This is a genomic window from Pectobacterium wasabiae CFBP 3304, from assembly GCF_001742185.1.
Lineage (GTDB): Bacteria > Pseudomonadota > Gammaproteobacteria > Enterobacterales > Enterobacteriaceae > Pectobacterium > Pectobacterium wasabiae.
In genome coordinates this window covers 4,911,752-4,925,294 of record NZ_CP015750.1, presented here as the reverse complement: position 1 = coordinate 4,925,294, position 13,543 = coordinate 4,911,752, and the positions used below count along the sequence as shown (strand labels likewise).

13 protein-coding genes are annotated in these 13,543 nt (G+C 52.9%); 2 read left to right on the top strand and 11 right to left on the bottom strand.

Annotated features, from left to right (window positions below; all coding sequences use genetic code 11):
- Positions 1-175 precede the first annotated feature (175 nt).
- The 4 genes from A7983_RS24690 to A7983_RS22410 form a co-directional block, all read right to left on the bottom strand.
- On the bottom strand, positions 176-307 hold the full coding sequence (locus A7983_RS24690; protein WP_257785302.1) for a hypothetical protein: 132 nt from the start codon (positions 305-307) through the stop codon (positions 176-178).
- 94 nt (positions 308-401) lie between these two features.
- On the bottom strand, positions 402-2,195 hold the full coding sequence (locus A7983_RS22420) for an aryl-sulfate sulfotransferase (RefSeq protein ID WP_005970790.1): 1,794 nt from the start codon (positions 2,193-2,195) through the stop codon (positions 402-404).
- A gap of 16 nt (positions 2,196-2,211) precedes the next feature.
- Entirely contained in the window at positions 2,212-3,021 is an 810-nt protein-coding gene (locus tag A7983_RS22415) for an ABC transporter ATP-binding protein (RefSeq protein ID WP_005970788.1), read from the bottom strand.
- Positions 3,018-4,595, bottom strand: coding sequence for an ABC transporter permease (locus tag A7983_RS22410; RefSeq protein WP_005970786.1), 1,578 nt, complete (start codon positions 4,593-4,595; stop codon positions 3,018-3,020). Before A7983_RS22410 ends, A7983_RS22415 begins: the two co-directional genes overlap by 4 nt.
- 237 nt (positions 4,596-4,832) lie before the next feature.
- Between A7983_RS22410 and A7983_RS22405 the strand changes: the two genes are divergently transcribed.
- The gene (locus tag A7983_RS22405) at positions 4,833-5,963 is read left to right on the top strand and encodes an ABC transporter substrate-binding protein (RefSeq protein ID WP_005970783.1); all 1,131 of its coding nucleotides are present in this window, start codon (positions 4,833-4,835) and stop codon (positions 5,961-5,963) included.
- A 10-nt stretch (positions 5,964-5,973) separates the two neighbouring features.
- Here the strand turns inward: A7983_RS22405 and A7983_RS22400 are convergent, their stop codons facing one another.
- The 3 genes from A7983_RS22400 to A7983_RS22390 all read right to left on the bottom strand — a co-directional run bounded on the left by A7983_RS22400 (position 5,974) and on the right by A7983_RS22390 (position 8,866).
- Complete coding sequence (locus A7983_RS22400; protein WP_005970781.1) at positions 5,974-6,912, bottom strand: LysR family transcriptional regulator; 939 nt, start codon at positions 6,910-6,912, stop codon at positions 5,974-5,976.
- A 145-nt stretch (positions 6,913-7,057) separates the two neighbouring features.
- Complete coding sequence (locus tag A7983_RS22395) at positions 7,058-7,816, bottom strand: CDP-diacylglycerol diphosphatase (RefSeq protein WP_005970779.1); 759 nt, start codon at positions 7,814-7,816, stop codon at positions 7,058-7,060.
- Positions 7,817-8,128: 312 nt separating this feature from the next.
- Entirely contained in the window at positions 8,129-8,866 is a 738-nt protein-coding gene (locus A7983_RS22390) for a helix-turn-helix transcriptional regulator (protein WP_005970777.1), read from the bottom strand.
- 545 nt (positions 8,867-9,411) lie between these two features.
- On the opposite strand from A7983_RS22390, the gene A7983_RS22385 reads away from it, so the two are divergent.
- Entirely contained in the window at positions 9,412-10,026 is a 615-nt protein-coding gene (locus tag A7983_RS22385; protein ID WP_005970773.1) for a TetR/AcrR family transcriptional regulator, read from the top strand.
- Here A7983_RS22385 and A7983_RS22380 read toward each other — a convergent pair.
- From A7983_RS22380 to A7983_RS22365, 4 genes are read right to left on the bottom strand one after another with little or no spacing between them, the layout of a single operon-like run.
- A complete protein-coding gene (locus A7983_RS22380) occupies positions 10,004-10,627 on the bottom strand; it encodes a PqiC family protein (RefSeq protein ID WP_005970770.1) in 624 nt (207 codons plus the stop codon). The two genes, A7983_RS22385 and A7983_RS22380, sit on opposite strands and share 23 nt — an antisense overlap.
- Complete coding sequence (locus tag A7983_RS22375; RefSeq protein WP_005970768.1) at positions 10,624-12,270, bottom strand: PqiB family protein; 1,647 nt, start codon at positions 12,268-12,270, stop codon at positions 10,624-10,626. Before A7983_RS22375 ends, A7983_RS22380 begins: the two co-directional genes overlap by 4 nt.
- On the bottom strand, positions 12,267-12,890 hold the full coding sequence (locus A7983_RS22370) for a paraquat-inducible protein A (RefSeq protein ID WP_005970766.1): 624 nt from the start codon (positions 12,888-12,890) through the stop codon (positions 12,267-12,269). Before A7983_RS22370 ends, A7983_RS22375 begins: the two co-directional genes overlap by 4 nt.
- Positions 12,880-13,515, bottom strand: a complete 636-nt coding sequence (locus A7983_RS22365; RefSeq protein WP_172645139.1) for a paraquat-inducible protein A — start codon at positions 13,513-13,515, stop codon at positions 12,880-12,882. The genes A7983_RS22370 and A7983_RS22365 overlap by 11 nt, the downstream gene beginning before the upstream one ends.
- Between the last annotated feature and the right edge of the window lie 28 nt (positions 13,516-13,543).

The following is a 13,543-nucleotide window of genomic DNA, read 5'->3' as shown; positions in this document are numbered from 1 at the left end:
GGTATACGGTTGATGTAAATAGATATGTAATAACATAACAAATTGGGATGAGATGATGCAAAGGAAATGTGATCCAGAGTGAATAAATTACGCTATCGACGCCGCCCTGATAGCACGCGTCGATGGTGAAATTGGAGAGAGTAAATCGTAGGGAAGCGCAGCGTATCTTGAGTGGTTACTCGTTAGGTTCATTACTGAGCGGTGCCAGTTCTGCCGCACTCAACTGAGTAATTTGACTGACCTGAGCAGGTTCCATACCGCTCACTCGGCGGCCGCGCCCACCGCTGCATAATTTTTTAAGCCGCATATAAACCATCGTAAATTGAGGCATTTGTGTAAGAGCCAGTGTACAGATAGATGCGATCTCACTGGAAGCGAGATCGCCTTAGATGTCGTGGAGTTTAGGCTTGCTGGTCTGCTAGCCACTGTCGCAGGCGTTCGGGTTGCTGTGCGCCGCTCAGGCGCGCCCGTTCTTCACCGTTTTCAAGCCATAGCAGCGTCGGTAGTGTTCTTACCGTCAGTTTCTCCGCCAGTGTAATGTGATGATCGGCGTCCAGATAATGGCTCGACAACTGGCGATATTCCTCGTTATCCAGAATTGTTTCCAACTGACGGTAGAGGCTCTTACAGTGGACGCAGCGCTCGGCACCGACCAGCAGTAGCTGTGGTGCATTTTTTGACTCTAGTTCAGGCCAGTCGTCGGCGGTAAGCGGAGCAAAACGCTCACGGTTGACGGCAAAGAGTTTTGGGCTGCGCTTGAGATCTTCGCTGTCGGTCGCGACACACAGGGCATCGCCGCTCTTTTTATAAGGACGCACACCGTCAATACGAATGACGCTGGCGAAGCCGGGCGCGGCAGCTCCGGGCTGACGTAGCTGAGTGTTATCCGGGGCAATCACCGGCGTTTCCTGTGGGCGCGGCAGTTGTGGCACCCACTCGTAGGGTACGCGATAGGCGCGATACAACATGTTGGTGTTTACCGTCTTGCCCCAGTAGGGTGAAATGAATTCCCAGACAATTTCATGATCGGCGGTGACTTCAAACAGTCGGCCGTTAGCCCCTTCGTTAATCAGCGTGTTGCCGTTCGGCAGGCGCTGGATATTGCTGATGTACGGGCTGTAAAAACGAAACGCGTCAGTCGGGTGCGGGATGCCCGCTTCGTAAGGCGAGTAGCGCCAGACAATATCCAGCGTTACCGGATTGATTTCTAACACGCGGGAATGGTCGCGCCAGGCGTTTTTCACCCCATCGGGGGATGCCGGATTGGGCGCGCCGTAGCCTGCCCAGCCGCCGTTATCAAACACCAGAATATTACCCGCCCCCGGTAAACCTACGGGGATCATGTGCGCGTGGTGTTGGCCGATAATCCAGCCGATGTGTTTGAGTTCGGGCGTATTGTAATTGGGACCAAGCTGCCAGACGATGTTGCCGCTCTGCTTGTCGATGATGGCAATGATATTGGATTCACGGGCATCCCAGATGATGTTATCGGGATGGAAACGGATATCGCCCTGATCGAACCATGGATTAGGGCCAAGTGCCGACATGGAGTTGATATGCATCCAGTCGCCCATTCCGCCGCCGCTTTTGCGCAGGTTAGGATTGTTGTACAGCGCGGTTTTGGCATCGTCGTCAAAGCCCAGTTCATCGAAATGGTCGCTGCACCGCCACTCCCATAAAATATTGCCCTGCCAGTCCACCTCGATGATGGTGTCATCAAGCAACAATTTGTCGCTGATGTGTTCATTGTGCAGATTAGTGTGCGCTAGCAGTAGCGTGTTGCCACCAATCGACTGCGGTTCCTGCCCCGGTGCGTAATAGCCGACTGGGTTGCCGCTGCGCTGGTAATCATGATGGACGCGCGCCATCCATTCGGGCGGAAGATCGGGATCGGTAATGTGCTCATAACCGTTGAATTTCCAGACGATGTTGCCGTCCCAGTCCACCTGAATCAGATCGACCATGTCCTGCATGCCGTAGCGTGAATCACGTTCGCCGCTGTGTCCGAGGATGTAACCACCGGGCAGGATTTTGTTAGGGAAACCGTGCAGACCTTCCCACAGACGCAGTTCGGTGCCGTTCATATCCACTAGCACCGCGCCGCGCTCCAACGCTTGAAAGACGGTGTAGCCGCCCCAGGCTTTTTCTGGGTTGTAAATTGTTGTGCCGGTTGGGTAGACGGAAGGGTGTCCCATAATGGTGCTCCAGTATTTACGTGTTCAGAGAAGAAGGGATGGCCGCCGTATCGGCTGGCTGCGTCAGCAGTGCGAGCAGATCGCTGCACTGTTGGTGAAAGTTTTGGCTATCACGCTGGCGCGGATGCGGCAGCGAAATGGTTGCAATCTGGCGGATACGCCCCGGCCGTGGTGCCAGTACGACGACGCGGTCGGCGAGGTAGACGGCTTCTTCGACGTCGTGCGTCACGAGTAGGGTAGTGGTGCCTTCCGCCTGATGAATACGACGCAATTCCTGCTGCATCTGTTGGCGGGTCAGGGCATCTAGTGCACCAAAAGGCTCATCCAGCATCAGGATGCGTGGATTGGCGACGAGCCCGCGTGCGATGGCCACGCGCTGCGCCATGCCACCGGAAAGCTGGGCGGGCAGGGCGTTGGAAAAATCTTGCAAATGCACTAACTGAATAAAATGGTCGATCAGGCGTTTTCGCTCTTTTTCGCTGATTGACTCATTCGCCAGCCCGAGTGCGATGTTTTGCCGCACCGTCAGCCACGGAAACAAACGCGGTTCCTGAAATACCATGCCGCGTTCACGTCCGATACCACGAACGGTTTTGCCTTCAACCAGTACGCGCCCCTGGTAGTCGTTGTCTAATCCGACCAGCATGCGCAGTAGGGTGGATTTGCCGCAGCCGCTGCTGCCGACAATCGCCACCAGTTCACCGCTGTGAATCGACAGGGAAAAATCATCGATTATCGTCAGCGGTTCGCCTTGTACACGAAACTGTTTGCGTAGATGGTCGAACTGCACCACTGGCGGTGACACATCAAGGGAAGGGGATGTCATACGATTTCTCCTGCGGAACGCCAGCGCGTCATCCGCTGTTCCAGAGCGAGTCCGATGCGATCGAGTACCGCACCTGTTAACCCAATCAATAGCATGCCGCTGATAATCAGGGGCATGTCCAGCAACTGCTGAGCGTTGATCATCAGGCTGCCGATTCCGGTGCCTGATGACATGAAATATTCTGCGCCGATGGTGCCAAGCCAGGCATAAATCAGCGACAGGCGTAAACCCGCAAAGATCGCAGGCGCTGCGCCCGGCAGGATTAATACTCGCAGACGGGTCGATAAACGGAGCTGCAACACGTGAGCGACTTCCTGTAATGCCTGTGAACGTTGGCGAATACCGCGATGGCTGGCCACCAGCATCGGAAAGAAGGAGGCGAGTGCGACAAACGTGATTTTTCCCGTTTCATCGTTACCGACCCAGGCGGTCAGCAGCGGCAGCCAGGCAAACAGCGCAATTTGGCGCAGCGTCGCGATAGTCGGCGTGAAGAGGGCGTCGCTGGTGGCGTTCAGCCCCAGCAGGATGCCGCACACGAGGCCTACAACAATGCCGCATAGCGCACCGGCGAGCGTGCGGGTCAGACTGGCCTGCATTGCCTCGGTAAGTGAACCGTCGCGAATGCCTTGTAGCAGCATGTGCCACACGTCGGCGGGCGGAGGAAGCAAGAGCGGATCGATCCAGGCAAAGCGGCTGGCCTGCTGCCAGAACAACAGAAGCAGAAAGGGTAAAGCCAGCGCCGATAGGCGGCGAGACGGTGCCGTAGTTAAGCGGCTGATTGGTGGATGCGGCCAGAAGACCAGACGGCGATCCAGTTGGTTAATCAACCACTCCATCGCCAGCCCTGCCAGTCCGATGGTGGCGATGCAGACAAACACGATGTCTAGCTGAAATAGCTGACGTCCCCACACCAGCAGGTAGCCAATCCCCTGAGATGACGCCAGCAGTTCGACCACGATCAGCGATACCCACGCCTGTGAGAGTGCGAGCCGCAAGCCAGTGAGCCAGGTCGGGAATGCGGCGGGCAGTGTTAATTTGATGAGGCGCTGATGCCACGGTAGGCGCAGAGTGCGCGCGACTTCCTGTAGCGCATGCGGCACATTACGCACGCCCGTTTGCGTATGCAGCGTCACGGGAATAATCACGGCCTTGATAATAACCGCCAGCTTCAGGCCATCATCAATACCGAATAGCACCATAAACAGGGGTATCCACCCCAGCGTTGGGATCTGTGCCAGCACGTATACCGTTGGGTGCAGCAGGTGTTCGGCGCGTCGTGATGCCCCTATCAGTGCGCCAAGTAAGGTTCCTGCGAGTAAACCGGCCAGCAGGCCGCTCGCTAAGCGTTGCAGACTGATAAAGAGCTGTGACAGGAGGTCGTTGTGCCAAAGTTCGATGGCGGTGTTGGCGACAATATGGGGGGCAGGGAGAATCTGGGCGGGCATCCAACCGTAGTCGCTACTGATATACCACAGTGCCAGCAACGCCAGCGGCACGACGAACGGATAGGCCAGCGCTATCGGCAGCGAAGGCCAGACGATCATGGTTTTTTTCAGCACTATCGACTTATTCATTTTATTCCACGAAAGCATCACTGTTGGATGGATAAGGAATAAAAAACAGGTTTCGATGTTGAATGCCAATGCAATAAAGCGATGGCCGTCGTGCAATAAATGCATACGCGTAGCCCAAGCCCGTCAGCGCTGATTTATGCTTTTTTCCGCTGAATAAACCTGTAAATGTTATTTAAGCCTGACGCCGACGGTTCGCTAGTTTCATGGCAGATAAAACGGATTATTGAGGAAAACCGTATGCAGCATGTTACCCCTTTAGAGTTGATAACCCATTATTCTCGCTGGCGGCTGGGAATGAATAAGATTCTTGGCATGACGTTATTGATGAGCGCCGCGCTGGTTTCTACGGTGCAGGCAGATGATGGTGTAACGCCGGATGCACAGAAGCCGACGGAAATTCGTATCGGTTTGCCAGATCAAAGCGCGGGTAGTAAGCCCTTTATCCGCGGACCGTTGGGGCTGGCACATATTCAAAAACAGTTGGAGAAGGAGTTTGAGCCGCAGGGCATCAAAATTCAGTGGTTGTTCTTTAAAGGCGCAGGGCCAGCGGTGAATGAAGCGCTGGCAAACAAGCAATTGGACGTGGTGTATCTGGGCGATCTCGCCGCCATTATTGGCCGAGCAGGCGGTCTGCCGACGCGGGTGCTGGTGGGATCGCGCGGTTCTAATTCTTATCTGGCGGCGACACCGGAATCGGGTATTCAGCGCATTGAGGATTTACGCGGCAAGCGGATTGCAGTCTACAAAGGAACGGCCGATCAACTGTCGTTTGAACGTGCGATTAAAAGCGCTGGGTTGAATGAACGTGATGTACGGGTCATCAACCTGGACTGGACAGCGGGCAAAGCCGCTCTGGCCGCCAGACGTGTGGATGCGGTGTGGGGCGGTGTCTCTCTGCTGGCGCTGCGTAAGCAGGGCATCAATATTGTCACCACCAGCCGGGCGCTGGGCTGGGCGAATACCACGCAGGCTGCGGTGCTGGCGACGCAGGATTTTATCGATCGCTATCCGGGCACGACGCAGCAACTGGTGAATGTACTGGTGGATAATGCGCAATGGATCGGCGATGCGCAGCACCTGCCAGAATACACTGCACTGATGTCCGAACAGAGCCAGATACCGCAGGCAATCTTTCAGGAAGAACTGAAAGCGGAAGATCTTCCGTTTCAAAGCTCGCCACGCCTCGATCCATTTTTGCTCAGCAGTTTGCAGGACAGCATTGAGCGAGCGAAAGCGGTGGGGCTGATTCGCAACACGTTTTCAGCCAGCGATTGGTTTGCTGGCGAGTTCGCCGATCGGGCATTGAAGGCCAAGGGGCTGGAGTCAAATTGGCCGGTGTATGACGCCAGCGGTAACTCTACGAAATAATCATGAGCGCTCACAGGGTCGGCAATGCAGGAACGGGTGAGCGCAGCCTGTCTTGCGCCAGTAGGGTTTCGATCATCAGTTCGGCCAGCGGCGGCAGCGTTCTTTGCAAACAGGTGACAATCCCGAAGCGGGTTTGCATGTGTCCCCATTCCTGCGGGGTGCCCGTCAGCGGAATTTCGACCAACTGATGGCTTAATCGCCCTAGCGCAAAGCCATCCTCGCTGGCGAAGCTGATGGCCTGCGTGTGCCGTAGGATGCTGAAGACAGAATAGATATGATCACACTGAATCTGTGGGCGATAGTCGGGTTGACGCGTCAGGGAGGCCAGAATTTTGCGCATGCCGACAGGCATAAAAGGCGAGGCGAGCGGAAAGCGCAGGAGGTCGTCCGGTGTCACATTTGCCTGCTGGGCTAGCGGATGTGAGGAATGGCAGATGAAAAAGCAGCGCTGTGGGCTTAATGGTTGCACATGGAGGCCGGTTTCCATTTCAGCCTGCCAGGTATCTGCAACAATAAAAGGCCACTCGTCGGCCAGCAACCGCTCGCGCAGGGATTGCCAATTATCCACGCTGTAAGTGACCTTGGCACGCGGCCGTAGTGCATGGAAATGTGCTATGGCCTTGGGGATAAGCGTGGTAGACGGCGCGGGGCCACAGCCAAACGTCAGTTCGCCCTCCTGCGCCTCGCTGATTTGCCGCATGTCGGTCATCAATTCCCAGGAAAGCTCCTGCATGCGCCGTGCAAACGGCAGCAGCGTATTGCCTTGCCACGTCAGCGCAAAGCGTCGGCTCTGACGATCGATAAGCGGGTGTCCCACCGTTTGTTCTAACGCTTGAATGCTGCGGCTGAACGCTGATTGCGACAGACAGACCGCTTCTGCGGCCTGTACAAAACTCCCCTGTTCGGCCAGTGCAAGAAAATTGCGTAATTGCCGTAAATCCAGATGCATGTTGCAGCTACCTACCGTATCGATTTTCCCCACTTTTTAGGCGGAGGTCGGATAACAACGCAATGAACAAAAATTCATAAGTTATAGCGAATTGATTGCTATGGGCCTTCAGCAAGCGGAGACCGCCGTCTGGCGCGGTCAGTGGTTATTTTGCCAGCGCACAGGAAAAATCCTGAATTTCTTCCACAGAGCCGAGACTCATATTGAACACGTCAAGGCTGCTGGCGAGTAGCACCTTGTCGCCTGTCGGTGTGGAAACCATCGCAAGACCGTATTTGCCGATCGATTCGTTCCGCTGCTGCGCGTAACGATCTAATGTTTTGAACGGATTGCTTTGCGTCAGTTCATTCGCCGTGATCATTTTTGCCAGATAGACATGCCCGTTAATTTTCACGGGTAGCGGTTTCCAGTCGGCAGAGAGTATTGGGAACTGCTGATTCAGCGTGTGATAAACCTCTGGACGCAGGCAGGCAATGTGGATATGCAGTTGGTTTTGCGTGCGGCCATAGCGCGAGTTAATTGCCAGCGAGAGATAATCATCTTTGATGGGTTTGCCCACCTCGCGTGAAAGGTGGCCGCGGCGATCCCACGCCTGCATGAAAAAATTAGGCGTGTTTTGCTGCAAGAGTTCAGGGCTTTCGATGCCACTAATTTTATCCATTGGGAGCAGCAGATCGTGATAGGGGCCGTTTCTGTCATCAAAAAGCACATAGCCATCCGCTAGGTTAACTTCCAGACAGGGGGCTGGATTGCCGCTGCGCTGCTGGTTTGGCACGCACTGTCCGCTGACGATTTCCCACAGCGCATTGCTATTTCCCCGGACAACCTTCCACCCTATTGCCGTGGCTGCTGTGAGTAAAACGATGGCAGAAATCGTGAAGAGCAGGATCGTGTTTCGTTTCATGACAGATCTCCGGTTGGTGCAAGATATCAGGGTAAACGGAGCATGCGAAAGTAGCGATGTTCAGTATGGAGCAGGGGCGATGTCATTAATATGACTCTGCGGTAAAAGGCGAAAGCCTAATCGGTAACGGATTGTAAGGTGAATAAGCGGCAGAGGAATGGGCAGTAAGGAGATATGACCCGCTGGAATGGCAGAGAATTACCTCGGCAGGGAACACATAATGAATTATGTATTACGGGAGGATGTTATCACGCGCAGTAGAACGAACGTACAATCGTCTATTCCAACAACGTGAAATAGACGTGATGATGGCTATAGTGGTTCTGGCTTGATGAGCTGTAATTCCACGCCCAGTCTGATGGCATGCTTGGCATTGAGAACACCGAGTTTTTTTACCACATTACCGATATGAAATTTCACGGTGCTAATCTTTATACCCAAAATTAGCGCAATTTCCGGATAGGTCTTCCCCATACTGGCCCAGTAGAGAATTTCGTTTTCACGCTGAGAAAATATCTCTTTATCGCTTTGCTTTTTGCTCTGTGGGGTTTGCGTTATCTCTTTATAAAGCGTAGTGATTTTTTCATGAATGACAATAAGCAGCATTTGTAATTTGTCTTTGTTTTTTTCAACAATATTTTCCATATCCATTAGCGCATTTTCTTCAAACATAATCGATAACGCAGCCAGATTGTTATTGTTGTCATGCAAGACAAAAGTGTAACCATTAACAATATCGTATTCTTTTGATAGATTAAAAATCTTGGAGAATTTCAGTTTGGAATTAATAACAATATTATCTTCCCAAGAGAATGGTGATACTTTATTGATCGCCGTTAAAATAACGGGATCGATATGCTGATAGTTATTTTCTTTATACGTATTAACCCATTCTTGCGGGTAATTTGAAATGATCACAACCTGCGATGGGTTTTTCTTGTTCATGATCATGTAGGCGTATTTCAGATCGCCATACTGTTTTAGCTTTCGGCTGAGATAGGTTTTTATCGTGTTATTGATAATTTCATTATCAGAGCAAAATACAGACATGTAACGACCTCAATAAAAGCGAGAATATACCTATCGTATTGACAGGAACATAAAAGTATAGCCCGAACCTATACCTAAGTCTAACTACTGTTACCCCATGATATCACTTATAATTTTTTCATGAATAGGACAATTTATAAAAAAGTTAAGACAGTAAATTTTAAAAAAAAATTGTTACAAATTGATTTGCCAACCCAGGGAATTACCCATAGTTTTGCTCCTATTCTGTTTACTGAATTTAGGGTGTGTGGTGTTAAGTCACGCGCCCTAAAAACAGTTCTCTCGCCATACTCAAATCGCCCATACGCTTGCGTTCCTGCGACTAGGACATTTCTGCATTCGGAGCGGGATAGTAAATAATCCGTTTTAGCTTATCAACCCCCATCATCCTTTGATGTTCATTATCGCGTTTTTCCCGTTTTTCGTCGCATTTTACCGACAGTAATGTGGTCTTATGTAAAGAGGCGGCGGCGAAGCTAATGTTTTGATAATATTGCTATATCGAATCCTATTTTGCTCGTCAGCATCGGCTGGCAGGAGTGGTGATGAAAGTCCGCACTAAGGCTCGTCGTGAGGCCATCGTTAAAACGGCGGCGCAGCTTTTTCAGGAAATGGGCTACGAACGTGCGACCATGAATGAGCTGGCAAAGCGGGTCGGCGGTTCCAAGGCTACGTTGTATGGTTATTTTTCAACCAAAGAAGAACTGTTTACCGCCGTCGTGCGTGAACATGCAACGATGCATCTTTCCGAGGCAACCGCAGAGTTGATGACAGAGGCACTGGCGTCCGAAACGCTGGAAGTGCAACTGACTCGCTTCGGTGAGCGTATTCTGTACGTATTAACCAACGATAGCAGCGCCATGGCGATTTATCGGATGGTGGTGGCGGAAGCCGGGCATTCTGATATTGGTTCTCTGTTTTATGAATCTGGCCCAAAAGAGAATGTCGATAAACTGTCTGAGTTGATGGCGGCGGCGATAGCGCGGCAGGAACTGAAGCCAGCGCATCCACGTGTGCGAGCATTGCAATTCTTAGCACTGCTGACGGCAGAAATCGATGATCGCATATTCCACCGTCATTTACAGCCAATAAGCCTCGAACGCATCCGCGCGATAGTGGGGGATGCGGTCAGTATGTTTATGGCTGGGGCTGCGGTGTAAGACAGGTTCCTTTATGTTCTGGCACCCAGCGGATTGCCGTTGCTGCGATTTGGTCTGCTAACCGAGCCATGATTTGCTGCTGGGCGCGTAGCAGAGTGGCATCACTTCCTGCAACCTGCTCGGTAAACTGGCTGCGACAGAGCAAACGTGCGCGCTCATCTTCCCCAACGTCACTCAGGCTCCAGTCGGCCTCAAAGGCTACCAATTGACCTGGCCAGCTATCAAATCGTCGAACCTGAAGGTGGATTCTGACTACCGGTGTTTCTGCCGGACGCACCAGCCCTGAAATATCCTGTGTGTTGAGACGTTGCTTCAGTCCGGCTGAAAGCGCAGTGCGGATTTCCTCACCCAGCGGACTGAGCCAGCGTTCGTTATCCAGCACGGCAGCACCGCTATCACCTTGCCGAATAACGAGCTGCGACGTATCAATTTGGTCTGGAACGCCAACAGGCAGCACATCAATGAAAAAGGGAGCGGTATGCGCAGTGGTTGCAGTCGGTGATGCTGGTGCAAGCAGCGTGTGATAGTGCACCGGAGGTGATGAACAGGCGCTGAGTGCTGTGATAATAACCAACCGACAGAATAGTGCCAATGGCTTCATTTTGAGGAACCTTCTTGGGTGGCGATATCGTGATGAAATGCTGGCGGTGGCGAATCATGCTGCCGTCCCTGAAGCAGTGACTCTGGATGACGATCGATCTGTTCTGCCAGACTGCGCAGCGCGCGTAAGGTACGCTGAATTTCCTGTAATGACTGTGTTATGCCCAGTTGCAGTGGTGAATCTTCTTCCAGTACATCCTGAGCACGGCGTGCGGCTTGTTGCATTTGTTTCATTAACCGATTGGCCTCTGGCAATGTCTGCCCATTGACCTGCCGGAGCGCTTTATTGGCTTCGAGCAACGTGGTGTTCATGTTGCGACCTATGGCATCCAATGGCAGGTTGTCAATCTTGCCGATGATGCTTGCCATCTGCGTCTGTAACCGATCAAACCCCCCATTGACGGTGGGCAGAACTAACGGGCTAGCGTTGACATCAAACGACGTTTTTATCGCATCGGGTACAAAATCGAGTGAGATATAGAGCTGCCCGGTCAACAAATTGCTTGGCGCAACCTGTGCACGCAGGCCGTGCTCGACCAGATCGCGCGTAAACTCAGCCGTTTGTTGTTCGAGCGACATCGCCTGCTTTGGGAGTTTATTCAGCACGTTGCCGAGACGATTGGGAAACACTTCAATGCTGACAACCGTAGGAAAGCGGTAGCCCGTTTTACTGTAATCCAGATCAATGGTGGTCACGTGGCCGATTTTGACGCTGGAAAATTCCACGGGCGCACCGACCTCCAGACCGTGTAACGATCGGTCAAAACGGAGTTTGAAAAGGATGGGCGGGCCATCAGGTGGTGACAGGGCTGATTCCTGGTCGCGTGCCAGTTTGTAGGTGGTTAGCGGTTCCGGTCGGGTGATGACGTTGTCTAGATCGGGGGTGGAAAAAGCAATGCCGCCAGCCACGACGGCTGCGAGGGTTTGCGTTCTAAGGCGAAAGCCGTTGGCATCAACGGAAAGATCCATCCCGCTGGCATTCCAGAAGCGAGTATTCGGCGTGACAAACCGGTCATAGGGTGCATCAATAAAAATTTGGAGTTGGACGCCGTGGCCATCGCTGTTCAACTGGTAGGATGCGACGCGACCAACGGGGATGCGGCGGTAGTAAACCGGCGAACCACTATCCAACGACCCGAGATCGTCTGCCTGAATGACAAAGCGGCTACCCGGCATGCCGTTAATCACCGTCGGCGGCGACTCTAAACCGACAAAGCGAGTTTCGCCCTGAGTGGATTCACCTTTATCGGCCCCAATGTAAGCGCCAGAGAGCAGAGTATCAATGCCCGTTACGCCGCCGATGCCGACCCGTGGACGAACGACCCAAAAGCGACTATCGGCATGGGCCAGACTTTCCGCACTGCGATTAAGTTGCACGGTGACAAGAACTTGCTCACTGTCCTGACTCAATGAAATGTCCTTTACGGTGCCTACCGTTACGTCTTTATATTTGACGACGGTGCGATCGGCTTCAAGGCCGGTTGCACTCTGAAAGGAAATCACGATTTTAGGCCCAGTATCTGACCAGGTATGAATTAGCATGGCGAGACCCGTGAGCATGGCGAGCGCTGGCACCAGCCAGATCAATGAGATTCGCCAGCGTTGGCGGATAATCACCGGATCGCTGGGTTGTTCGTGGATCATTTTTCTTCACCTTTCCAGATAAGACGTGGGTCATAGCTCATGGCAGACAACATGGTCAGTATCACCACCAGCCCGAAAAAAAGCATGCCGCTGCGAGGTTCCGCTTCACTCAGGGGAGGGAATCTGACAAGTGCAGAGACAGCAGCAATGACGACGACATCCAGCATGGACCAGTAGCCCACCCATTCCGTTAGCCGATACAGTGCGGCACGCTCGGCCATCGCCTTACGGCTTTTTTGGCGCGACATGGAGATCAGCAGGCCGAGAATCAAAAATTTCATACAGGGGATGACGATGCTGACGGTAAAGATCAGCAAGGCGATGCCGTAATCACCGCTGTGCCAGAAATCAATCACGCCGCTTAAGATGGTACTTTCGCTCCCCAACCCGAACAGGCGGGTATACATCACGGGTAACGTGTTGGCAGGAATATAGAGAATCAGGGCGGTGACCAGCAGCGCAGAGGAAAGCGTCGTGTTTGTCCTGTTGGTAGATGTCAGCCGCGACTGGCAACGCGGGCAGCGTGCTGCACTGTGTGTGTCGGCCTCATGCTGGCAGACGAGCCCACACAGCGGACAGGCGATCAGTTGCAACGGCTGGACGGGAGGATTACTTTTCATGGCTGACCACGCTGCGGTTACTGTCTGTGGGCACCAGCGACCACAACGGGCGAAGATCCACACTGTTGACGACGACGAGTAGCAACATCAGCGCCGCCAGCGCCCAGCAACCCGCTCCCGGCATCACTTGCATAAAACCAGAGAGCTTGATGGCGGCGATCAGAAAGCCCAACGTCGCAATCTCCAACATGCTCCAGGGACGAAGCCATAGCAGTAACTTCATCACGGGAATAAAACCGGGGGCACATCGACCTTGGTTGGCGAACATCAATATCCAGCCAGTCAGCATGATTTGCATAAAAGGGGCAAGAATCAGGAGAAAAAAACAGCCTACCGCCAGCGGTAAGGTTGCACCGTTAGCCAACGCGAGTGCCGCTTGCCAGAGTGTTGCCGTATTTTGTAACGCATGGAAACTGACGGTCAGTACTGGATAGCTATTCGCGATAAAAAAGACGATAGCCGCTGTTTGTATCAGCGCCAGTCGATGCCCGATATTTATCCATCCTGAACGATAAAGCGTGGCCTGACAGCGTGTGCAGCGTGCAGCCTCACCGGATTTCAACGCCCGGTAATGGTGCACACTGTCGCAGTGCGGACAGATAATTAAGTGGGGGTAGATTGTCATCATGCTGTTCCGCACTGTCATAGTTATG

Excerpts from the sequence above, each read along its gene's own strand:
- A7983_RS24690 (WP_257785302.1), bottom strand. The coding sequence starts at position 307 with ATGCGGCTTAAAAAATTATGCAGCGGTGGGCGCGGCCGCCGAGTGAGC.
- A7983_RS22420 (WP_005970790.1), bottom strand. The coding sequence starts at position 2,195 with ATGGGACACCCTTCCGTCTACCCAACCGGCACAACAATTTACAACCCA.
- A7983_RS22415 (WP_005970788.1), bottom strand. The coding sequence starts at position 3,021 with ATGACATCCCCTTCCCTTGATGTGTCACCGCCAGTGGTGCAGTTCGAC.
- A7983_RS22410 (WP_005970786.1), bottom strand. The coding sequence starts at position 4,595 with ATGAATAAGTCGATAGTGCTGAAAAAAACCATGATCGTCTGGCCTTCG.
- A7983_RS22405 (WP_005970783.1), top strand. The coding sequence starts at position 4,833 with ATGCAGCATGTTACCCCTTTAGAGTTGATAACCCATTATTCTCGCTGG.
- A7983_RS22400 (WP_005970781.1), bottom strand. The coding sequence starts at position 6,912 with ATGCATCTGGATTTACGGCAATTACGCAATTTTCTTGCACTGGCCGAA.
- A7983_RS22395 (WP_005970779.1), bottom strand. The coding sequence starts at position 7,816 with ATGAAACGAAACACGATCCTGCTCTTCACGATTTCTGCCATCGTTTTA.
- A7983_RS22390 (WP_005970777.1), bottom strand. The coding sequence starts at position 8,866 with ATGTCTGTATTTTGCTCTGATAATGAAATTATCAATAACACGATAAAA.
- A7983_RS22385 (WP_005970773.1), top strand. The coding sequence starts at position 9,412 with ATGAAAGTCCGCACTAAGGCTCGTCGTGAGGCCATCGTTAAAACGGCG.
- A7983_RS22380 (WP_005970770.1), bottom strand. The coding sequence starts at position 10,627 with ATGAAGCCATTGGCACTATTCTGTCGGTTGGTTATTATCACAGCACTC.
- A7983_RS22375 (WP_005970768.1), bottom strand. The coding sequence starts at position 12,270 with ATGATCCACGAACAACCCAGCGATCCGGTGATTATCCGCCAACGCTGG.
- A7983_RS22370 (WP_005970766.1), bottom strand. The coding sequence starts at position 12,890 with ATGAAAAGTAATCCTCCCGTCCAGCCGTTGCAACTGATCGCCTGTCCG.
- A7983_RS22365 (WP_172645139.1), bottom strand. The coding sequence starts at position 13,515 with ATGACAATCTACCCCCACTTAATTATCTGTCCGCACTGCGACAGTGTG.